General features: G+C 39.1%; 18 protein-coding genes. 8 read left to right on the forward strand and 10 right to left on the reverse strand.

Going from position 1 to position 23,301, the window contains the following annotated elements; all coding sequences use genetic code 11:
* Positions 1-213 precede the first annotated feature (213 nt).
* The 3 genes from HT99x_RS07615 (at position 214) to HT99x_RS07625 (ending at position 3,302) form a co-directional block, all read left to right on the forward strand.
* Positions 214-1,200 (forward strand): haloacid dehalogenase-like hydrolase, encoded by a 987-nt coding sequence (locus tag HT99x_RS07615; RefSeq protein WP_075066664.1) that lies wholly within the window; start codon positions 214-216, stop codon positions 1,198-1,200.
* Positions 1,201-1,313: 113 nt separating this feature from the next.
* A complete protein-coding gene (locus HT99x_RS07620; protein WP_075066665.1) occupies positions 1,314-2,162 on the forward strand; it encodes a GyrI-like domain-containing protein in 849 nt (282 codons plus the stop codon).
* A 99-nt stretch (positions 2,163-2,261) separates the two neighbouring features.
* The gene (locus HT99x_RS07625; RefSeq protein WP_075066666.1) at positions 2,262-3,302 is read left to right on the forward strand and encodes a succinylglutamate desuccinylase/aspartoacylase domain-containing protein; all 1,041 of its coding nucleotides are present in this window, start codon (positions 2,262-2,264) and stop codon (positions 3,300-3,302) included.
* 4 nt (positions 3,303-3,306) lie between these two features.
* On the opposite strand, the gene HT99x_RS15970 is transcribed toward HT99x_RS07625, so the two are convergent.
* The 5 genes from HT99x_RS15970 to HT99x_RS07645 all read right to left on the reverse strand — a co-directional run bounded on the left by HT99x_RS15970 (position 3,307) and on the right by HT99x_RS07645 (position 9,224).
* The gene (locus HT99x_RS15970; protein ID WP_075066667.1) at positions 3,307-3,597 is read right to left on the reverse strand and encodes a DUF4389 domain-containing protein; all 291 of its coding nucleotides are present in this window, start codon (positions 3,595-3,597) and stop codon (positions 3,307-3,309) included.
* A gap of 57 nt (positions 3,598-3,654) precedes the next feature.
* Positions 3,655-4,125, reverse strand: coding sequence for a thioredoxin-dependent thiol peroxidase (bcp, locus tag HT99x_RS07630; RefSeq protein WP_075066668.1), 471 nt, complete (start codon positions 4,123-4,125; stop codon positions 3,655-3,657).
* Positions 4,125-5,411, reverse strand: a complete 1,287-nt coding sequence (locus HT99x_RS07635; RefSeq protein WP_075066669.1) for an OmpP1/FadL family transporter — start codon at positions 5,409-5,411, stop codon at positions 4,125-4,127. Before HT99x_RS07635 ends, bcp begins: the two co-directional genes overlap by 1 nt.
* Before the next feature lie 189 nt (positions 5,412-5,600).
* On the reverse strand, positions 5,601-6,998 hold the full coding sequence (locus tag HT99x_RS07640) for a DUF1254 domain-containing protein (protein WP_075066670.1): 1,398 nt from the start codon (positions 6,996-6,998) through the stop codon (positions 5,601-5,603).
* Between the two features lie 48 nt (positions 6,999-7,046).
* Positions 7,047-9,224 carry a patatin-like phospholipase family protein gene (locus HT99x_RS07645; RefSeq protein ID WP_075066671.1) on the reverse strand — a complete coding sequence of 726 codons (2,178 nt, stop codon included), beginning with the start codon at positions 9,222-9,224 and terminating at the stop codon, positions 7,047-7,049.
* 195 nt (positions 9,225-9,419) lie between these two features.
* On the opposite strand from HT99x_RS07645, the gene HT99x_RS07650 reads away from it, so the two are divergent.
* Together HT99x_RS07650 and HT99x_RS07655 are read left to right on the forward strand one after the other, a co-directional pair.
* Positions 9,420-9,596: a hypothetical protein gene (locus HT99x_RS07650; RefSeq protein WP_158003395.1), complete on the forward strand. Its 177-nt coding sequence runs from the start codon at positions 9,420-9,422 to the stop codon at positions 9,594-9,596.
* Positions 9,597-10,022: 426 nt separating this feature from the next.
* A complete protein-coding gene (locus HT99x_RS07655) occupies positions 10,023-10,811 on the forward strand; it encodes a LuxR C-terminal-related transcriptional regulator (RefSeq protein WP_075066672.1) in 789 nt (262 codons plus the stop codon).
* 229 nt (positions 10,812-11,040) lie between these two features.
* Here the strand turns inward: HT99x_RS07655 and HT99x_RS07660 are convergent, their stop codons facing one another.
* Genes HT99x_RS07660 through HT99x_RS07670 form a run of 3 tightly spaced genes read right to left on the reverse strand, consistent with a single transcriptional unit; the run spans position 11,041 to position 16,740 of the window.
* Positions 11,041-14,115, reverse strand: coding sequence for an efflux RND transporter permease subunit (locus tag HT99x_RS07660; protein WP_075066673.1), 3,075 nt, complete (start codon positions 14,113-14,115; stop codon positions 11,041-11,043).
* A gap of 15 nt (positions 14,116-14,130) precedes the next feature.
* Positions 14,131-15,258 (reverse strand): efflux RND transporter periplasmic adaptor subunit, encoded by a 1,128-nt coding sequence (locus tag HT99x_RS07665; RefSeq protein ID WP_075066674.1) that lies wholly within the window; start codon positions 15,256-15,258, stop codon positions 14,131-14,133.
* Positions 15,259-15,273: 15 nt separating this feature from the next.
* A complete protein-coding gene (locus HT99x_RS07670) occupies positions 15,274-16,740 on the reverse strand; it encodes an efflux transporter outer membrane subunit (RefSeq protein ID WP_075066675.1) in 1,467 nt (488 codons plus the stop codon).
* Between the two features lie 92 nt (positions 16,741-16,832).
* On the opposite strand from HT99x_RS07670, the gene HT99x_RS07675 reads away from it, so the two are divergent.
* From HT99x_RS07675 to HT99x_RS07685, 3 genes are all read left to right on the forward strand, one after another.
* A complete protein-coding gene (locus HT99x_RS07675; RefSeq protein ID WP_075066750.1) occupies positions 16,833-17,828 on the forward strand; it encodes an adenosine deaminase in 996 nt (331 codons plus the stop codon).
* 307 nt (positions 17,829-18,135) lie between these two features.
* Positions 18,136-18,402, forward strand: coding sequence for a hypothetical protein (locus HT99x_RS07680; RefSeq protein ID WP_139016611.1), 267 nt, complete (start codon positions 18,136-18,138; stop codon positions 18,400-18,402).
* A gap of 13 nt (positions 18,403-18,415) precedes the next feature.
* A complete protein-coding gene (locus HT99x_RS07685; protein WP_139016612.1) occupies positions 18,416-18,670 on the forward strand; it encodes a hypothetical protein in 255 nt (84 codons plus the stop codon).
* Between the two features lie 304 nt (positions 18,671-18,974).
* Here HT99x_RS07685 and HT99x_RS07690 read toward each other — a convergent pair whose 3' ends face one another.
* Together HT99x_RS07690 and HT99x_RS07695 are read right to left on the reverse strand one after the other, a co-directional pair.
* Entirely contained in the window at positions 18,975-22,487 is a 3,513-nt protein-coding gene (locus tag HT99x_RS07690) for an amidohydrolase family protein (RefSeq protein ID WP_075066679.1), read from the reverse strand.
* Between the two features lie 221 nt (positions 22,488-22,708).
* The gene (locus HT99x_RS07695) at positions 22,709-23,200 is read right to left on the reverse strand and encodes a hypothetical protein (RefSeq protein WP_075066680.1); all 492 of its coding nucleotides are present in this window, start codon (positions 23,198-23,200) and stop codon (positions 22,709-22,711) included.
* Between the last annotated feature and the right edge of the window lie 101 nt (positions 23,201-23,301).

Consider the following 23,301-nt stretch of genomic DNA (forward strand, 5'->3'; position numbering starts at 1 on the left):
AATACAAACCATGCACCGCACCAATATTGCAATCTACTTTCTGTATATCACCTGGTTATATTTTCAATGCTCAACATGTCATGAGTATAAAAAGCTAAATAAAATAGCGAATTAGCTCTTCATCTCATAAACTGCATTAGAGATTGAGAAAATACTTAGACGATTTATGTGAACGTTTCCAATGGAACTGTATTTATTGAAGGGAATTAATCAATGAGATATAAGCTGAATTATTTAATATTCGTTTTTATTTTATTCTTTGCTTCCGTTTCTCAGGCGACAGAACCTCTTCCATCATGGAATGATACCCAAGCAAAACAAAGGATTATTCAATTTGTAAAAAAAGTGACCGATAAAAATAGCGCCGATTACGTCCCTCCAGAAGAGCGCATCGCGGCTTTTGATAATGATGGTACTTTATGGGCCGAAAAACCTGTCTTCTTTCAAATCGCCTTTGCTTTTGACAGAATTAAGGCATTGGCTCCAGAGCATCCTGAGTGGAATAATCAACAACCCTTTAAAGCGATTTTAGAAAACGATCATGCTACCTTAGAAAAGCTGGGGCAAAAGGGTATTTTAGAGATCTTAGCGGTCACCCATGCTGGCATGACGACAACCGATTTTAATAATATTGTTAAAGAATGGATCAAAACGGCTAAACATCCGCAAAAGCATGTCCCTTATACAGATCTTGTTTATCAACCCATGATTGAATTACTTGAATATCTTCGTGCAAACGAGTTCGTGACGTTTATTGTTTCAGGTGGTGGCGTTGATTTCATGCGCGCTTGGACTGAAAAAAGCTATGGTGTCCCTCCACAACAAGTGGTTGGTAGTAGTGCTAAAGTCAAATTTGAAATGAAAGATGGAAAACCTATTTTAATGCGTTTGCCGGAGATTTTCTTTATTGATGACAAGACAGGTAAACCTGAAGGTATTCATCGACATATTGGCCGTCAACCTATTATGGCTTTTGGTAATTCAGATGGTGATTTTGAAATGCTGGAATGGACAACCTTAAGGAGCGATAGACCCTCTCTTGCCATGATTGTTCATCATGATGATGCAGAACGTGAATGGGCCTATGATAGACATGACCCCTTAGCCAAGCTTGATGTTGCGTTAGATGCTGCCAAAAAGAATAATTGGACTGTCATAAGCATGAAAAACGATTGGAAAACGATATTTGCGAAGCCGTAATTAATAGTTAGATAATCAGCTTTTGATAAACTTAGCAATAATGGTCAAATAAAGAAGATATCTATCAGGTAACCTTGTTTTAGTGAATGGGCGATAGATTGTAACAAGAAAGCATGAATTATGAACTTCAATTAAATAAGGTTATTGAGTTTATCGGAAAACATCTCGATGATAAACTCACCCTGGCACAATTGAGCGATATTTCATGCTTTTCTAAATATCATTTTCATCGCCTGTTTACAGCTTATACCGGTTTATCTTTACAACAATATATACGATGGCTTCGCTTAAAACGTGCGGCACATCAGTTAATTATTGATAAAGAGATATCGATTATTAACATTGCAATCAATGCAGGATTTGAATCACACGAGGCTTTCACACGCGCATTTAAACAAAGCTGTGGCTTAAGCCCAAGTGAATTCCGCCACCATGCAAGCTGGCATGTATGGGAAAAGCCTCCTTATTGTTTGCCTAAACAAGGTAATCTCAAAATGAATGTGACCATTAAAAACATGAATGCAAGACGTTTGGCCATCATAGAGCATCGCGGCAATCCTCAAAAAATTGGCAGCAGCGTGAGTCAATTAATCACTTGGGCTAAGGCACAAGCAGTCAGCTTAAAACCTAAAGCAGGAGAAGCTTTTGGCTTTGCTTATGATGATCCTAAAACAACGCCGGCAGCTGAGTTTCGGTTTGATCTGGGAATAACCATTCCTGAATCATTAAAACTTGAAGGTGCTGTTATTGAAAAAAGATTACCGGCGGGTCGTTATGCGGTAATCCAACATAAAGGATCTCGAGATTACATTAGCGAGGTTATTTATAGCTTATATCGTGAATGGCTACCTCACTCTGGTGAAGAGCTTGGTGATATGCCTTGTCTATTTTGTTATTACAACTTTGATCATGAAGTGGCTGAAACAGAATTAGTAACGGAATGCTGGCTTTTATTAAAATAAACAAATCACTGAAAATATACCCAGCTATTGATTAAACTATTTTTTAAATAACCTGTCCCACCTATAGATGCAGCTGTTCTTAAGCATAATAGGTGGGTTATGAAGAATAACAAAAATAAAGCCATTACCATTGCAGGGGTTGATATTGAACCTGGAAAACACGCCATTGTTAAGCTTCCTCTAGCCGATCTTTACACCCAAACGGAGATGAGCATTCCCATCCATATTTTTCATGGTAAGAGTGCGGGCCCAAAAGTCTTTATCTCAAGCGTCATTCATGGCGACGAAATCAATAGCGTTGAAATTGTCCGTCGTGTGCATGCACAGCGGTGGCTGAAACATATTAACGGCACCTTAATTACCCTTCCCATCATCAATGTCTATGGTTTTATGCTCCGATCGCGCTACTTACCAGATAGACGTGATTTGAATCGTTCTTTTCCCGGTTCACAATCAGGTTCTTTAGCAGCAAGATTAGCCAATACGCTAACAACCGAGATTTTTTCACATTGTCAATATGGCATCGATTTGCATACCGGGGCCTATGGTAGAATTAATTTTCCTCAGTTAAGAGTTAATTTATCGACTCCAGGAACCAAAAAACTGGCAAAAGCTTTTGATGCCCCAGTCATTATCGATGCACAACTCAGAGATGGTTCACTTCGTCAGGTTGCAAGCGAAATGAACATTCCGATCTTGGTTTATGAAGGAGGTGAAGCACTACGTTTTAATGAATTATGCATTCGTATGGGGGTACGCGGTATCACCAAAGTACTTGATTATCTCGGCATGATAGAATCTCCACTTTTAAGTAAAGCGACGCTTTTAAAGCCATTAATCACCAAGCATACTCGTTGGGTACGTGCTTGTGACAGTGGTATGCTGCAATTTTGCAAAGATTTTACTAAAAAATTCGCTGTCAAAAAGGGGGAAACATTAGCTTATATTCATGATCCGTTTCAAGTAAATCCTCCTCAAAAAATCAAAGCACCTTTTAATGGGGTTGTGATTGGCTTAACCAATCTCCCCGTCGTAAATGAAGGGGATGCGGTTTTTAATATTGCAAGCACCCAAAGGCTTAAAACACTGGATGCTTATATTGATGATATGCGAGATGAGATCACGCAATTTGATTCATAAGTGATTACTTGTCACCATGAGGCCACGGGCTAAATGGAAAAGGTTTTCTAGCAGAATTATAAGAAATATATTGAATCATATCGTGATAATAAAGACTTAGAGAATGACCGAACGTTAACAGATGCTTATTCGATTTGTTAAAGAAAAGATTTGTGACGAACTGAAAGATACCAATAAAAAACAGCAAGAAAATAACGGAATAAAGAATAAAAAAGAACAAAACAAGATAAAACCCTCTTGTCCAGTGATCTTTAGACTTTACGTTGTTTCTGACATTTTCAGGCAGTATTTCCATTTTTAACAAGCTCTTCTTTAGCACGGGTATGTTAATTATAGAATATAAAAGGCTGCTTTAGTTTGCAGCCTTTATTGCATCCAGTACGGCCTGCGCATGCCCTTTCACTTTTACTTTGGGCCAAATTTGCTTAATAACGCCTTGGGTATCAATCAAAAAGGTCGTACGCTCTATCCCTAAGATAAGCCGAGCAAACATGTTTTTCTCAATAATCACCCCAAATGCTTTACATACTTTTTCATCTTTATCAGATATCAGGGTAAAAGGAAGACTATGTTTTCCACAAAATTTCTCATGAGAGCTTAGGGAATCTCGCGAAACACCAATAACCTGAGTATTCTCCTTTAAAAAAGCATCATGCAGATCGCGAAAATCTTTGCCTTCCAAGGTACACCCAGGTGTATTGTCTTTGGGGTAAAAATACAAAACAATATTTTGCCCTTTCAGATCTTTAAAAGAGGTTATTTTAGGATCTGTACTCTCAAAAGTCAGATCGGGGATTTTATCCCCTACAGCCATTTTTGACATTAAACACACTTCCAATTCGCATTAAGACCTAAGAAATAAACCGCAGCATGTTTATAAGTACCAACCAGATCGCCTTTAATTAAGCCATGGTTGTCCACTCTCAAATTACCACCATAAACATATTCTCCAGCAAGGCCAAAATCGAGATCACTACGATAGGCATAACGAGTGCCCAAACCAAAGCGCCAAGCATCATTCACTGGAACATTTACCGGAATTTTATCTGGATTTTGGAACTTGCTATCATACCCAACACCCATATTGATTAACCAACGTTCACGAAATTGATGTTGTAAACCAATTGCACCATGCCAGCTATCTTTATATTTTTGATCGACGATTAACGAAGTAACATCGGATGAGCTAACACCCAGTTCAATTTGACCAAATCGTTTCCAATTTTGCCATCCTGCACTGACTAAAACAGCCCATTGTTCCGTCATCTGATGGAACATGCTCAGCATGGTACTTTGCGGCACTTCAATACCAATATCAATGTTAGCATCTAATAATCCGACGCTAGATAACACGGTATTCACTGTAGGATAGGTATTTAAGTAATGTGTTCTTGCCGCAAAATCTAATTTAATAGGAGATTGGTAAGTTAAGCCAAAGCGTGTGCAAGGGGTTGGTTCATATAATAAACCCACATTTGCTCCAACAGCCCAAGCATGATCAGACAATTTAAGTAGACCATCAGGAAAAGGTATGCCCGCAAAGGCACTGTTATTAACGGCAACTTTATTGCGATAAAAACCATTCATGATCATAAGGCCTGCACCAACCGATAAGCCCCCTTCCAATTCTAAGGCGATTGTGGGTTGAACGGTCATGCCTAATAAGGTGCTGCTAATCACTGAGTAACGCCCGACGAAGGCATCATCATACGATAAACTAGAGCCAAAATTGCCATAAATACCGATACCTGCTTTGATAAAATCATTTATCGTTTGGCTATAAAAAAAGCTACCACCGGGAAACCATTCAACCGGATTACCGCCATTTTCTGTGCCTAAAAAAGGAGAAGCACTGGTGGGTGTCAAACGAACATCTTGATAAAGTGCTTGGACACCAATAAAGAGCTGATTGCCTTCTAATCTTGTCATGCCAGCAGGATTGGTCAAAATGGTTGAAGGATCTTGTGCTCTTGCAGAATAACCTGCAGCTGCTAGACCAATATCGTCAGAGCCTATTTCGTACAACATAACACCACCGGCTTTTGCCTGCCCTGCGATTAACAAGCCTAAAGCCACGTTTAAAACGATATTTGATTTCCTTTTCAACATAATCTCCGCTTATAGCTAGATAGTAAACTTTGTATGGGTAAACTTTGATTTAGATTAAAGAGAATTTTGCGACAACAATGAATTGATGACAAGCGTTATCTTTGGTCTTGCTATTTATCAAACTTGTATGTTGTGCAACCAATCTAAGTGGGAATTAAAAAAGCCGCTTTGAAGCGGCTTTTTCTTTGACTAATTCACTTTAGTTACTTCAGGTGGGCTCCAAGTACCTTTTATGATACTTTCTTCTGGCCAGTAAAAGCGAAACATTAAAATAAATTTATCTTTTGGAGCCGGTAACCAATTAGATTCTTTTTCTTTACCGGGTGATTCATGCTGAATATAAAGATCAATAGAACCATCGTTATTTTGCTTAAGATCATTGCGAGGGCTCACGGTATAACGATTAAGAGGGTTCTCTACAAAGAAATACTGATCATTATACATGGTCAATGACCAAAATCCTTTCACTGGAGGCAGATGCCCTTTTGCAAAATGGATAGTGTAACGATGTGCGCCATTTAATGGCTCACCTTTATTATCAACCGTCGTTAGAGGATAAATAGCATCTTGGGGTAAGTTAGCACCAAGTCCTACGAGGGTCACATAAGCGCGTTGCAAATAGTCTGTACCATAATCCCCAGTTTTAGTAGAGAACAGCCAGCCATTTTTTAATACACCCGCTTTTGCTTCATGTGCTGAGATCTCTTTTTGCGCTGCTTTAATAGATTGCTCTAACCCTTTTTTAATTTCAGGAGTTTGTTTACTAAAATCATAAGGTGTTCCCGGTGTAATACCGAGTTTTGCCATTTTCGCCACCATTGCAGCATCTTGTTTTTTGGCTGGATTATCCTTCATCAGTTCTGCCAGCTTATTGAAATATGCATTGGCCGTCATGGCATCGACTTGATCGCGAACCGCTATTTTCATATTAATGCTGGGGACAACCTTGCCTTTAGGAGGTGTGTAAGGTTTACCATAAGCACTCAATGGCATGAGTTTATATTCATCTTGGATCTGATGTACGGCTTTGTAATCTTCAGGTGTACCAGTGCAATAAGTTCTACCTAAGATCCATACCATATTCGTTGCTGATTTAAGTTCCTTCACGCCTTTAGGTAAAGTGCCTTTCCAATGGGGGCCAACAATGGCAAAATCTTGTGCCTTATCACCTGTTGTACGTGTACCCGGATCGGCAAAGACATCTGTCCATCCCGTTAACATTGGCATTAAATAATAACGCCCTTTCATTTCAGGTACATGCAAAATATAAGGCTCTTCTGTGACATCGACCCATGCTGAGGAATACAGGGTATCCGCATTTGGTGCAGTCACATCACGAAAAGAAGCATTAGGATATTCTCTTGCGTTCACGAATTGCCCCATGGGAGCTTTCATTGCTTCAACCGACTCTACATTGGTCATTACTTTACGAGTCATATCCATCGTCACCAAAGGATAACCATAAATATAAACTTCAGTTCCTAATTTTAAAGCTTGTTCTTCGGTGAGATTTTCTGATTCCTTCGCAAAAACTGATACCGCTGAAATTGACAGCCCTAACAGACATACACCTAAAGGTTTAAACATCGAATATTCCTTATTAAGATACAAATTTTTATCTATAGTACATATCGGCTATCTAAAGGCTGGCCTTAATGCAAGGTGTGCTGCTCGATGTCCATTATCCGTCATACCAAAAGCGAGATACAGAGGCCCCAGTAAAGTATCCGCTGCTGCAAAGATACTGCCAGAGCCTACCCATCTTTCATTTGAAAGATTCACATTATCCCAAACTTTACCGGCTTCAAGCGAACCGCCAAGATAAACAGATACCGGTCTATTCGGAATTAAATCAATTTGTTTATATTGGTAAAAATAAATTGCCGATACCAATGCCGATTGATCACCTAGCAGTTCATTGGCTGAAAGTCCTGTTAATTCGAAAAGTCCACCTAATGTATATTTTTCAGGAAAGGTTGGCACATTATGGATAGTGCGATTATAAGTTGTCCCTAAAGCAAGCGCATGTTTCCCCGTTGATACCGCAGCAAGATTACGGATAGAGAATTGTGAAAAACTATTATCGCCACCATAGGCTGGATCAAAATCAGCAAGTAAAATTCTTCCTCTTAAACCATGACGCGGGAAGAAAACATTATCTAATGTATCCCACTCAAATAATAAGCCAACCTCGCCATTTCTGACATATTGATTTTGAATGATAGGAAAGCCGGTCTCTTGTTTAATATCGTCATATTCGAATTGCCAATAACCACTTAAACGACCCCAATGCCCAAAATTTCTGCCAAGTAAAATACCAAATTTATCGATTGTTGATACTAAATCTGCAATCAGATCAAAATCATAATAAAAATAGGTGGGAGTTCGTTGTATGCTAATTCGCGGATTCACAAACCATGCTAAATCTTTTGATAATGGCTGATAAAATTCAGCCGCTAATCCTTCGCCTTGACCAATTTGCCCTATTATTCGCCACTCCCCCAAATAGCTATTCGCCCGAGGATTAGTCGCCGCAAACACAATGCCGAAAGTATTGGTTAAATGAAAATCGGTATCTAACAGTAAACTTGCCTGAAAATAAATCGGGCTTTCTTGATCAACAATCGGCTCAACAACTAATGTTCTCTCATTTCTGATATCTTGGATTGTATAATGAATTCTATCGAAAATGCTTAAACCATAAAGTGTGTCAATTTTTTTGCTGACTTCTTCAGGCGTTACGATTGTTTCATCAAAATAAATATAATCAAAATACGTTTGTGGCTCCATGACAACGATATTTTTAATAGCAACGGCATCAACAGTCACTAAATCATTTCGTTCTGGCATCATTTTGACGCCTTCTCTTCTCAGACTGGCTAAATGACGCAAGCGAGAAGCTTGATTTTCAGCCGCAATTCTTCCAGGCATCACGCCCTGCTCAAAGTTTTTAAAATCGGTTGTATCGATATCTTTTAACGCCGGTTCAATCAGAATATCTTTAGACGTTAATAATGCTTTGCTTTTTTCGATATTACGATAAGTCAGAATATTAGAAAGCTGATCTAACACCCCAGCTAAATCAATAATTTCAGATTTTTTCCATAAAGGGGTACTCACATCGACCACAATCAAGACATCGGGATTCATCGATTTAGCGATTTCAACCGGAACGTTTGCACTGACACCACCATCTACCAATAAATACTGGCATTGATCAATCGGTGAAATGATTCCAGGAACCGCCATACTGGCTAATAAAGCAAGTGCCATATCGCCATTTTCAAGAACGACAGCTTTTCCGGTCACAATATCCGTTGCAACGGCTTTAAACGGAATAGAAAGTTGATTAAAATCGTTAATTGGCTGAATAGGTAAAAGATAATTATTAAAAACTTCGTATAAACTTTGCCCGGTAATAATGCCTTCTGGGATATGAATTGCTCCGTCTGAGTAACTAATAAAATTTTTCAGTAAGAAGATATCGGTATCGAGTTTTCGTCGAAAAGACAAATCCGACCGTCTAATATTGTAACTAAATATTTCATCCCACTTTAATGTTGAAAAATCGCGCTTAATTTGTTCGATAGGAACGCCTGAGGCATAAAGGCCGCCAATCACGGCTCCCATGCTAGTGCCGACAATAAAATCAATGGGCACATTCATTTCTTCGAGTGTTTCAATAACACCAATATGAGCAGCACCTCTTGCACCACCACCACTGAGCACCAAACCAATTTTTGGAGGCCGTTCAACGGGAGCCGCAGTTGCGATATTAGTAAGAACAGATAATAACAAAATCCATTTTTTCATTAGTTTCCAAACTCAATATTTAGCAACACCAGCAGCCAAAACTCATTTATACACATTATTCTTAAAGATGCGAGTAGGCTTTCCTGTTCCTACTTTTTTTACCACAAATACTGATAATATACTCAGAAAGTTGTCATATAGGACTTTTATTTCTGGCCGATATTCATAGTGATAGATTTCTAGAGTGGGGTTACTATGCGATACATACCTGATCATGAAGAAGCAGCAGATTCACATCATGAAGAAAGCGACCATACACCGGGTGGCGATCATAACCACAACTTAAATAGAAAAAGAGACGAAGAACTTAAACGCGTTAGTGATACCCGCAAAGAACAACGAGACAAGCCTCGTAAATCTCGCGGAAAGTAATTCATTCAATTGCACCTATCGCTTCAGCTTGCTGCAAATTTACTTGCAGCATTGTCTATTGTCTTGATGAATTTAAAACAATGTAATTGCAAATAACTTAAGACTTTCCTGCCATAAAAATCCTAGTATTTACTGTATATGCATTTGTTTCTTAATTATGCGTAACTTAACGTGATTTTTCCGCTTATTATGATTCATCAACGTCATCATTTTCCTGACAGAAAAACGCATATTTATGCGTTAAAATGCGCTCAAAATTGCATACATTCCGTCATTCATCGGCTAACACATCCTTATTGTTGTATATGCCAGGTTTTAGGGGTATAACGACACCAAAAATAACAAAAAAACAGCTAAAAGCAGTTGCTTTGGAATAGGTAATTCTATACAATTGAGTCAGTTTTATTTCTTAATTAGCAGGGCCATATGCAGTTAAACGAAAATCATATTTCTTACCAAGCTGAAGCCGATGTGAAAAAGTTGCTTTCCCCTTTAACTAAGCTTGGCGCAATTAGCTATTTTTGCTATGGCGTAAATTATCCTGATACCTCAGGTTTTAGTTTACATACACATTCAGGATTCTATGAATCTTGGTTTGAAAACGAGTTTCCATTCTGTGGTTTCCATTTAGAAACCGGTTGGTATCTGTGGGATAACATTTTACCCCAAGGGCAAATCGATGTTGCTCGCGATTTTAATATCGGAAACGGTATCATTCATGTAAAACATCACCATGACAGAACACAAGTATTCTCATTTGCGACACGCCCAGAATATAAACATGTTATCGATTTTTACATGAATAATTTAAATTTCTTAAAGCGTTTCTCACAATACTTTGTACAAAATGCTGATGATATTATCCAGATTGCGGATAAACAAAGAATTTTACCTCCTTCAGGCATGGTTTTAGATAATCCTGAATTACGTAAATCCGTTTACAATAAAGAAAGCTTTCCTTTAATTGAAGGGTTTTTAAACGAATTAAGTTATCCTTTCAATTTGTTATCCGAAAGAGAATCTGAAAGCTATCGTTTATTGATTCAAGGGTATTCTAATACTGAGATCAGCCATAAATTAGGCTTATCGACCAAAACTGTTGACGTTTATATTAATCGTATCAAAGCTAAACTTAATTGCGAAAATCGTAAGGCATTAATTCATAAAGCACACGATTCAGGTATCATTGAATATTATCTCGACGCCATCGCTTAATACTTTTTCCATTCTTGCTTGTCCGGCGTAGCCTTAGGCGAAGCCGGATGTCCGCCTTTTTCATTTATAGGGCTGGATTTTCACAATACTATCCCTCGCCCGTCATACTCCGTGTTACGAGGGATCTCTTATCACCTCTCCCTCCGGGAGAGGTCGACGCGCAAAGCGCGGAGGGTGAGGGGATCTTAAAATTTACGCTGGACTCTCTCCCCACCTTCGCCTTGATAGGCTACGGCGTGGCTACGCCTTCAGCCGCAAGTTCTGCCGCTTTATCACTCAAATCTTCTGCTATCAGCAAATACATCGCGGGCACGACAAATAAAGTAAATAAGGTGCCAATGGATATGCCAGTGGCAATCACAAGGCCAATGCTAAAACGACTAACCGCCCCGGCTCCGGTTGCAATAATTAAGGGAATAACACCTAATACCATGGCAGCTGTCGTCATCAGAATCGGACGTAGACGAATTGCAGCAGCCAACTCAATGGCTTCACGCATTTTTTTGCCTTCCATTTGCAAGTCATTCGCAAATTGAACAATTAAAATGCCATGTTTACTGATAAGTCCAATCAAGGTAACAAGCCCTACTTCAGTATAAATATTAAGACTTGCTCCTCCCACACCTAAACTAATAAAGATCATTGCGCCACAAATTGACATGGGAACACTGACTAAAACAATAAGTGGATCGCGAAAACTTTCAAATAAGGCAGCGAGTGTTAAGAAAATAATAATCAAAGCAAAAAAGAAGGTAACAATTAATGCACTACTTTCTTGTTTATATTGTCTTGATTGTCCTGCATAATCCACATTATAACCACTGGGTAAAACTTCTTTTGCAATACGCTCCAACATCGCTAAGGCATCACCCACCGTAACACCCGGCATCGGCACCCCAGAAATGGTTGTTGAGTTAATTTGCTGAAAGTGATTAATAGATTCCGGAACGACTGTGGTTTTAATATTGGCAATGGTTGAAAGTGGCACAGAAGCACCATTGGATGCCGTGATATAATAATCAAGCAATTGTGCTTCATTTAGTCTATCAACGCGCTTCATTTGTGGGATCACTTGATATGAGCGACCGGAAAGACTAAAAAAGTTGATATAGTTTTCACTTAAACTACTGGCTAATACATTACCAATATCCTGCATGGTTAAACCTAGTTCAGCAGCTTTATCTCGATTTAATTCAATGGTGGTTTGCGCTTTGTCAATTTTCAGATCGGGATCAAGATAGGCAAACATCCCGCTTTTAAGCGCCTTATCCATCACCATTTCTTTCACTTCATTTAACAAGCTGTAATCTTCTGTTGTCCCAATCACGAATTCTACCGGCATACCACTGCTGCCAGGCAATGGCGCAGGTTGAAATACCGCACAGCGTAATCCTGCAATGGTTGATAATTCGGTTTGTACTAAATGTTGTAATTGATCAGCCGTTCTTTTTCGTTCATCCCAGGGTTTTAATACCATCCCGGCAATACTTGAATTTAAACCATTGACCCCATCAAGTTGGAATATATGATCCGTTTCAGGATATTTGGCAAAATCTTCATAAACCAAACGAGAAAATAGCTTAGTTTGGTCAATATTCGCATTAGGAGCTGCTGTTAACATCGAGATCAGAATGCCTTGATCTTCTTGCGGTGCTAATTCACTTTTTGCCGTAATAAATAAAAAATAATTACTTGATAAAATAACAACGGCAAAGACTACCACCACCGGTAAATAATTTAAACTACCATGTAGTAGATTTTCATAGCGCTTTTGTAGCTTTTCGAATTGCTTATCAATAAAATGCGTAAAATCCCCATGATTTTTATCAGGCAATTTTAAAAATTTTGAGCACATCATGGGTGAGAGTGTGAGCGCCACAATCGCAGAGATACCTACCGATCCTGCTAACGTGAACGCAAACTCGGTAAATAATGCGCCAGTTAATCCTCCCATAAAGCCAATGGGAACATAAACAGCAATCAACACAACCGATATCGCTATTACGGGATTAGCAAGTTCTCTAGCTCCCTGTATCGCTGCAGCAAGTTTAGATTTTCCTTCTTCGATATGCCGTTGCACATTCTCAACAACAATAATGGCATCATCGACTACCAAGCCAATTGCCAATACCAAAGCAAGCAGGGTTAGCAAGTTAATAGAAAAGCCCAATGCTAACATCATAAAGAAAGTACCAATCAGCGATAAAGGGATCGCTATCACCGGAATAAGCACTGAACGCAAAGAACCTAAGAACAAGAAGATAACGACCGTTACAATGATAATGGCTTCCGCTAAGGAATGAATCACTTCATTAATAGAGCTATTCACAAATTTAGAAGAATCATAAACAATATTACCTTTTAAGCCTTCCGGAAATTGTGCTTGAATATTAGGAAAGGCTTCTCTTACCCGCGTTGTCACATCTAATAAGTTAGCGGCAGGCGCGACTTTAATACCGATATAAACCGCTTCTTTACCATCAAAACTAACCGATGAATCATAATTTTGCGCACCTAAAGTCACATTGGCAACGTCTTGCAGTCGCACAATGGCGCCATTTTGTGCCTTAATGACTAGATTTTTAAACTCATCAACGGAATGTAATCCGGTTTCAGCAATCAGGTTAACCGTCACCATTTGACCATCGGTGCGCCCTGCTGCAGAGATAAAGTCATTTCTCGAGAGCGTTAAAGCAACATCAGCAGCCGTAACCCCCAATGCTGACATTTTAATGGGATCTAACCAAGCACGTAATGCAAATTGTCGCTGTCCTAAAAGTTCAGCTAATTGCACACCATCTAAGGTTTGTAATTTTGGTTGTACGACCCGAATGAGATAATCGGTTATTTTATTCGCGGGTAAAACATCACTATAAAAACCGATATACATATCATCAATGGTTTGACCCACCGCAACGGTAATGGTCGGTTGCTGAGCCTCTTGCGGTAGCTGGTTAATCACCGCATTAACTTTGGTATTAATATCCGTCATTGCTTTGCTAGGATCGTAATTTAATTTCAGGTTCGCTTGGATGGTACTAACCCCAAGTGTACTGGTGGAGGTTAAATAATCGATACCCTCTGCTTGCGCAATTGAGGTCTCTAATGGCGTTGAAATAAACCCCGCCACTAACGCCGGATCAGCACCGGTATAAACGGTGGTTACCGTAATAACCGCATTTTCGGTAAAGGGAAATTGCCGAATCGGCAATGATCCTATTGAACGTAAGCCCAAAACCAAAATCATCAAACTCACAACCGTTGCTAGCACAGGTCGTTTGATAAATATGTCCGTTATTTGCATGCAACGGTCCTTAAACTATTCATCGGTTGTTTTGGGATTAGGATTATTTTTGGGCATGGTCGAATTATTAATGATCACAACACTGCCATTTTTCAGCTTATGTTGACCACTCACCACAACGGTATCGCCTTCTTTTAAACCACTCAATACGGCAATTTGATCACCGCGAGATTGCCCGACTGTCACAAAGGTTTGATGAGCCGTTTGGACTTTTTTACCTGATTTATCGGTTTGTTCTTGAATAGTATAGGCAATTTCACCATAAGGATTAAAAGCAATCGCTGTTTTGGGTAGTGTTAAATAGGGAGTTGGTTTACCCGTTGTGATCTCAACATTGGCAAACATCCCTGGAATTAATTCATTCTTAGGATTAGCAACTGTTGCTTCCATTTGCACGTTACGTGTCGTCACATCAATCAAAGGGTTAATCGTTGTCACTTTGCCGGTAAAGGTTTTTCCAGGATAAGTATCAGATGTCGCTTGAATACTCTGTCCTTTTGTCACAGCAACTAAGGTTTGTTGAGGTAAATAAAAATCAACATAAATCGGATCTAATGTTTGCAAGGTGACAATTTTATCACCTGGATTCAGATATTGCCCTGGGTTAACATAGCAGATCCCTAATCTTCCAGAAAAAGGAGCACGAATGTGTTTCTTTTCAATAATCGTTTTTTGTTGTTCTACCTGCGCTTTTAAATTCTTTAAATTCGCAATATCGGCATCAACGGTAGACTGACTGACGGCTTGAAAGGCAAGCTGAGCATAATCTCGATCATAATTAATTTGCGCTAGTTGTTCAGATGCTTGTAATGCTTCTAACTGTGCAATCTCTGTATCATCGTTCAAACGAACTAATAAGTCACCCTTTTTAACTTGTGTACCCGGTTTAAATTCGATAGACGTAATCATTCCCGCAATTTCGGTTGTTACATCAACGCCGCGAATGGCTCTAACACTGCCTGTCGCTTGGGTTCGACTCTGCCAAGTTTCATTCTTAGCTGTCATGGTGGCAACGGCAACCGGTGGTGCCCCCATAGATGACATATATTTTCTAGTCATATAGCCTTTAAACGAATGGTAACCAAAAATACCACCGAATAAGATGCCAAGACCAATTAACATGATTAACATGCGCTTACGCATTGTTTGTCCTCTTTGTTAGAAATTCCACCAACCACCGCCCAATGCGGAATAGAGTGTTGCTGTATCTGAATAGCGTAATGCTTGTGCTCGAATTCGATTAAGCATCGTTTGTTGTACTTGCTGTTGTGCAACCAATAAATTCACATAATTAACGGCACCTAAACGAAACTGTTCTTCAGTCAGTTTTAAAGTATCTCGTGCCGCATTTTCAGCCTGTGTTAGGATATTTAAGGCTTGCGCATCGGATTCTAATGCTCGTAACGTATCGGCAACATTTTGGAATGCTTGTAAAACCACCTGCCTATATTGTGCTTCTGCTTGGTCGTAAGCCGCAATCGCAGAACGACGTTTTGCAATTAAAGAGCCACCTTGGAAAATAGGTTGTACTATATTGGTTGCAATGCTCCAAATATTGGTGGGTGGTCCAATAAGATCGTTTAATTGATTCGCTTGCCAGCCTACATTTCCTGTTAAAGTCACTTGCGGAAATAAAGCAGCGGTTGCAACGCCAATTTGTGCGCTTGCCTGGTGTAATAAGGCTTCGGAGGCTCGAATATCCGGGCGTTGGCGGACAAGTTCAGAAGGTAAGCTTATCGGTAGTTCTGCAGGTAAGGTCAATGAGGCTAGATTAAATGAAGGGGCGGTGTTTTCACACGGGAATTCACCCATCAATACAGCCAGTGTATGTCGTGTTTGGGCCAAGCTCTTCTCAAGTGGAGGCAATAAGGCACTGGTTTGGGCTAATTGTGTTTCTTGGGCTAAAACCGCGGTGCGTGATTGCGCGCCCAATTCAAATTGTTTTTTCGTGATATTTAATATTTTCTCTTGAAACTGGACTAAATCTTTCGTTGCTTGAATTTGATCACGTAAGGATGCCTCGGTGATAACCGAGGTAACAATATTCGTTGAAATGGTTAAATAGGCTGCTTCTAATTGAAAACGTTGATAATCAATGAGGGCACATAGCCCTTCAATTTCTCGTCTTGAACCCCCAAAGATATCGAAGGTATAAGAGACATCTACTTGAGCATTAAAAATATTAAAAATAGTAGGATTATTATTCGGTGAACCAAATGATGCGCCGGTAAACTGCTGGCGCTGTCCGCTGCCTTGGGCACTTAATGCGGGTAGCAATAATGCGCCCCACTGCGCGCGCATGTTTTGCTGCGCTTGCACTAAGGCTGCTCTAGCGGCATCTAAAGTGGGGCTATTATCAAAGCCTCGCTGAATCATTTCATTTAAGGCAGGTGAATGAAAAAGTTCCCACCAAGTCGCACAAACATCTTCACCATAAGCAAAATGCTGCTTTTTACCACCGTGCATTCCCTTCGTCGAGACCGTTTCTCTTGGTAAGGGGGTTTCGGTATAATCATCCACCGGTGGCAGATCGGGCGATTGAAAATTGGGGCCCACAGCACAATGCGATAGCAACAAGCTAAAGGTAATTAATATTATCTGTTTAAGTGTTGCCGTCCGTGGCATAACTATCCAATTATGTTAATCAACTGAATATAAAAACATCGTTCCTCATCACTATTCAGGATAGCAGGTAATCAAAAAATTTTATGAAAAGCATTGAACAGATTATTCGGGAAATCCCCAAAGCAGAATTACATTTACACATCGAAGGTACCCTTGAACCTGAAATGATGTTTTCACTGGCGCAGCGCAATAATATAAAATTGCCTTTTAAAGATCCTGAAGCCGTTAGGAAAGCTTATGAATTTACCAATTTACAATCTTTCTTAGATATCTATTATCAAGGCGCTAATGTACTTTGCACCGAACAAGATTTTTATGATTTGACCTGGGCTTATTTAGAACGTGTTCATGCAGATAATGTGTGTCATGTGGAAATCTTCTTTGATCCCCAAACCCATACCGACCGCGGGATCCCATTCCAAGTTGCTATCCAAGGGATTTATAGCGCCTTGCAAGATGGCGAGAAGAAATTGGGTATCAGTTTTAAATTGATCCCCTGCTTCTTGCGACATTTAAGTGAAGAATCTGCCTTTAATACCCTAGAACAAGCACTGCCTTACCGTGATTGGATCAGCGCGTTTGGCTTAGATTCCGGTGAAGCAGGCAATCCCCCTGAAAAATTTGCTCGAGTCTTTCAAAAAGTACGCGAAGAAGGTTTCCTGACGGTTTCTCATGCCGGTGAAGAAGGCCCTGCAGATTATATTTGGCAAGCATTAAATCTAGTGGATGTTAAACGCATTGATCATGGTGTACGCTGCGTTGAAGATGCAGAACTCGTGGCATTTTTACGTGAAAAACAAATTCCCCTCACCGTTTGCCCATTGTCGAACATCAAACTATGCGTTTTTAAGAAGATGCAAGATCATAACCTCAAGCAATTACTCGAACAGGGATTATGCGTGACCATCAATTCTGATGATCCAGCCTACTTTGGGGGGTATATGGTTGATAATTTCTTGGCGGCACAAAAAGCGCTTGATTTAACGGCTAAAGACATTATTCAATTAGCAAAGAATAGCATTCATGCGAGTTTTATCGATGCTAATAAAAAGAAGCAATATTTAACAGCGATTGAGGCATTTGCATAGTTTTCGCCATTGTTGTAAAGAGCGAAGCATCAGGAGGATTAAGCGCAACCTATCCTCCTGATAGATTTGAGAATTTGCAAATCATACCAGGTGCAATTGGTCACTCATGAGATGTAACCCTACCGACGAGCATGCACAAACCTACACTAAAGTTCTAAATCAATCATTTGCATACGAACATTCAGTAATTTGACTTATTGTAACTTTATTTTTACTTCTTATTTTTTTTACCTGAATTAATCAGTATAATTACCATAATTTATATTGTTAGATTTCTAAATGACACAGGTAAAATCAGAGATAATTTTTGGAAAATAATGAAGTTATGAAAATATTAAATCAAAATGAAATGAAGAAAGTAAGTGGTGGCTCCCTCACTTTTGATAATGGTGAGGTTTATATTGTTCCGCAAGATAATATTCCTTTAATTGCTTACCATATTATAGATAGCAATCTACAACGTGTCATTACAGGAAATTGCTCTGTTGATCAATTTTTCCTCATTATGAATGAAAATGCATGCACTATGTATTTAGAAACTTATTTTGATAATTTAGATTATGAATATTTTTAACATTGGGGGTTTAATGTATCAATTAGATCAAAATTTATTGGATACGATTAATGGCGGTGTAATGCATGTTTTTGGAAGAAATGTAATTGTACCTAATACCACAAATATTCCTGCAACTAAATTTATAGCATTAGAATATGGTTTTGAACAATTATTTAATGATGTTTGGGACGATAAAAAATTAATGGTTTATTTATGCTCAACTAACAGTTTGCCGTATTATGAACAATTTTTAAATGATTTCCTTTTTCGACCCACTTTTGTTTAGGACAGGTGGTAAGGAATTCTGGATCCCGCGGGCAAGCCCTGGACCACTACCGTCTTTGCGAGCGTAGCGAAGCAATCTATTTTTAATTCCGGTTCACGTCGTGCAATAAGAAAGACTTTAAGATGGATTGCCGCGCAAAAGACGTTATGCTTATCACTTCTTTCATCCTTTTTCTGCGTCTTTTGCTCGCAAAGACGAACCATCATTAGAAGAAAGTGCAACAACTAGGATTAAATCTCATTATAGAACGAGAATGTCCATACTTTTCCTACGGACCCTGCTTGCGTCTTCGTTTCTCGGTAATTTACCCTACCCCTGTCCTTCTTCTACGCCCACGTAGTAAAGAAGTCGCTTCATTGTCACGGATCTCTGGACTTGGCGAAGGAATACCAAGGTCTTCTGACGAAAGCTGTGCATGCGTAGAAAATAATCTGGTACGTTGACCATGTACAGGGGTAGTAGGAGGTTTTGCTTCAAATATTTCACGATTTTTACTAACCGTTGATGGCATTTCGTCTATGGATCTTCTCATCACAGCGTAACTGATGATTTTCTCTTTTGTACTTTGAAATTCGTCTAGCGCTTTTCTCGCGACTTGATTTTGCTTCGCTAAGTCAAGCGATCCACCACGACCAACTTTAGCTCCCCTGCCTGCTGCTGTCATTCTATCAGTAGGAATTTGTGATGTTTTTGCGGATTCGACAATAGCAGCAAATCGTCTTCCCTTCAGGATATCATCTAAAATTACAGGAAGCTCAAATCCTAGGCTTAGAAGATTTTTCTTAAAATCTTCTAAGAAATGCATATCGCCTTGTACCTCTAATTGCATAAACACGTCGATAATAGGCATTTTAGCGGCAATTTCTGGACTTCTTGCAATAAATTCCTTTAAGGTCTCTGCTAAATCCTTAATATCCGCCATCACACCCTTACTAATTAAATAGCGAGCCATAAATAGCGCTTGATCAGCCGTGTCAACGGCTCCCATTGGACCATTGATCTCGCTATAAATTCTTATTTTTTTATCTTGTTCATCCACGATTCTCTCAGATAATTCGTAATCATGACTTGAGCTGCTTGCACTGCTTGAACTGCCTAAGGTGCCTGAACTTTTTGATCTTCTAGGACGATGTTCATCATTCTCAGGGGACAATAATCGAAGCTTAGAAATCATTTCATCCAAAGTCACTGAGAACCCAGGTTCTAAGTTGCCAGACTTATCTTGTGAAGCCCCGGGAATATCGTTTACACAATACACCTCACCTACAGGCCTTCCTTCCATTTGGCATTTTCTTCTGACGTTTAGACAAGTCTGAATGATATGGCGTGTTAACATATTGCCACCAATAGCAACGACTTTTAAATGAGGATTCTGTTCTAGCTTTTCTCCAATATATCCATGCATATCAAACCACTTTTTGTACCCTAAAATGGCATGCGATAATACGGGAGAAATACTATCGGGTTTTGCACTGCTAGCGACAAGACCAATCACATCAAAATGTTTTCTCCATTTTGTCTGTTGCTGAATCAAGGAATGTAAGTACTTTTGTAGACCTAAATTAGTTCCGGTCGTAATGAAGCATACTTTTTCAGGGTCACTATTTTCAATTAATTGCTTAATTGAATCTCGAATTATCTCTAACTGCGCTAAACTTAGATCTTCTTCACTTTCAAAACCACCCGTGATTAAAATAGGTGTTTTGCCCGCAATACATCTTGAAAAATCGTCTTCATTTTCTAAAAGATAGGTGTTATTGTCACCAAAAGAATCATAAAGTTCGTCTCTTCTTGCCTCTATCTCGTCAAGCGCTTGCTTCCCAGTTGGAACATAGGATTTTGATCGCGTATAGGCAGGATATTGGGTAGCTTGATGCCGGACAAACTTTTGGATCCATTGTTGTCGAATTTTCTCCAACGCTTGCGAAGATGATGAACTAGATGAAGCGCTACTGGAAGAGGAACTAGAAGATGAACATGAAATGGTGTATCCATTTAATAAACATTCTGCATTCTCACGTTCTTCGCCTAAAAGGGTAACTAATTGGTTTTGAATAAACGTTATAAATTGATGATGAAATGCATTCTCATCTTTACTCATGGCTTTCTTTATTTTTTGAATCTCTCTACGTTCAGATATTCTCACCAAATCACTAATTTGAGTATATTCATGTTGAGAGCCTGCTGCACGGGATGGGGCTTGCAAATCCATTCGAGCAATCGTATCTGAAAGTTGTTTAGCATCGGTTAAATACAACCCATGACCATCTGAACCCAAAACTAAGCGAATACCATGACGAGCAAGATCAGCCATTTGATAACTTTGAAGTGAATCAATATGATTTAATGCATAGTTAGAATCTGGATTGATTTCAATTGTAACTTTGTGTGATAAATTATTTCGGATATAGAAATCCATGATTTCTTTATCATCTGAGCTTCCAAATAATCCATGCCCAATCCGTACCTGAATATTGCCTTCTTTAGCCAAGTGCATGGCTGCACCTACGTTTTCTGGATGATAGGAAGTCTCGCCCGCATGAATTCGCAGAACTTTATGACTGAGATTATTTTCATGGCACCACTTTGCCAAATCGGCAAGCACATGATAAAAGGCCCATGTTGAATTGATTTCACTTCCAAATACGTCCATCCCTTCGATATATGGATGATGAGCAACTCGTTTAAATTCTTCTACGGTATCACGCTGCGCATCTTCTGATAGTAAGCGTGTCATACCAACGAGAAATCGCATGGTAACGCCGTATTTTGCTTTTAATTGAGGAAGAGCCGTATCCAGCACTGCAAACCATTCTGGTGAAACAGCTCGTTTTGAAAAGGAGAGTGAAGCATGGGTCACACCTGATTTTTCAAAATTTTGAGCGGCTAGTTCTAATATATCAGCAAAAAAATCTAAATTTTTTGTAAATGGCTCGCGGTAATCATAATACTTTTCCATGTCATCAAAAGTAATTTGCATCGTTGGCGGAATTGAAAGCCATTTAAGCAGCTTTTCTTGATGCTCTGACGTGAGAGAATTAATATCAATATATTCTTCATCTGGTTTGGCCGTATCCAAAAATTCTTGATTTGCGATACCTTTTACATTTGCATCAATCCCCCGTTTTTTTAAAGATTTAACGTCTTCTAAATGCATTTTCGCAGGAAGAAAAGCGTGAGACTTTGTTGCTAATGCTTCATATTGTTTAAGTTCGGTATTGCTTATTCCTACCCGCGAATCCGTTAATAATCTCGCAGGGTAGAAAAAGGGCCTTGTTCCATTATCTGTTGCAATATTGAGTAGTTCTAATCCCGTAGGAATTGCCGCTAAATGGCTATGCAAATCGGTTTTGATTTGTAAGTTGCCCACCACTTTACCACCAACTTGTATTCTTCTAATGCTGGATGGATCTTGCGTCACTGCGGGAAGCACGCCTGTATTCGCTAGCGCTTTTATTTCATGAACGGATGGACGAGAAATTTCTTCTAAATTTAACCCCTGATAGAGCGTTCTTGAAACATTATTTTTATCTTTTAAATAAATTTCAAAATCACTATGTTCTGTTTCATTGATGGCTGTTAATGCAGGTATCTCATACACTTTAGGATCAGATGTGGGTTCAAATGAATATTCTTGACCGCCCCATTTTACTTTCATGAAGGGCTGTAATGCTGCTAATCCTTCGGCACTGAATTTTGTGATAAGGGAAATTTTGAGCGTTTCATCTGCATTTCTTTCTAACGTTAACCTAAAATAGGCTTGTTCATCGTTAAGGGTAAATTCAACTGGTCTAGTCGTTACGCCATTTGCGCTCATAAGATATCCCCGGTCACATTCAATTTCAAAATATCTTGGGAATCATATTATATAAGCCTTATAACTTATATAAGATAAAGTCCTAAATAAAGAACAACACAGAGGATAATCTATTGATTTAAGTGAAAATTATTTGTATTAAATGCCCCAGCAGAGATAAGTGGTTGGAATAAGACGACACAATATCCCCAGCTTCTGCTGGAAAGATGTATTACCAACCATTAAACAGCAACTAATTTGACATCATGATGATGGCTGATAATTTGAGAACTCAATTCGCTTTCTCTCTCGGGTGGAGTATCAACCATCATGATGTAATGACCACTTTTGATGTAATCATTAAATTTTTCGACGATGGGATTTTTGACACTCACACCAATTAAACTACTTGCCCATGCTCCAAAAAGTAATCCAAACAGCACGAGAATTGCGATAACTAAAAGGTGTATCTCGCCGTCTGTTGTTAATGCATACGCATATACACTACACATGACAATGGAGAGTGCGATACCTATCATCGCCCCTCGTTTTAAAGATGGGATCAAATCGGTTGTTTGTATTAAATTTGCTTCATGTAAATGTTCTTTTTTTAACGTTTCTGAAGCATTCCCCATAACATGCACATTAGAATCATTAATACCAATTGCTTCTAATTCATGCACTATTTCCTTGGTTACTTTTAAGTCGGGGACAAGAAGGAATAAACGTTTCATCTCTTCTCCCTCCTCTTGTTTATTACTCCCTACTTAATATCTTAGCACTTTTAGAGGGCATATTTAAGAGATACAGCTACGTGTACACGGATGTAAAGCCA

This window comes from Candidatus Berkiella aquae (assembly GCF_001431295.2).
In the GTDB taxonomy this organism is placed as follows: domain Bacteria; phylum Pseudomonadota; class Gammaproteobacteria; order Berkiellales; family Berkiellaceae; genus Berkiella; species Berkiella aquae.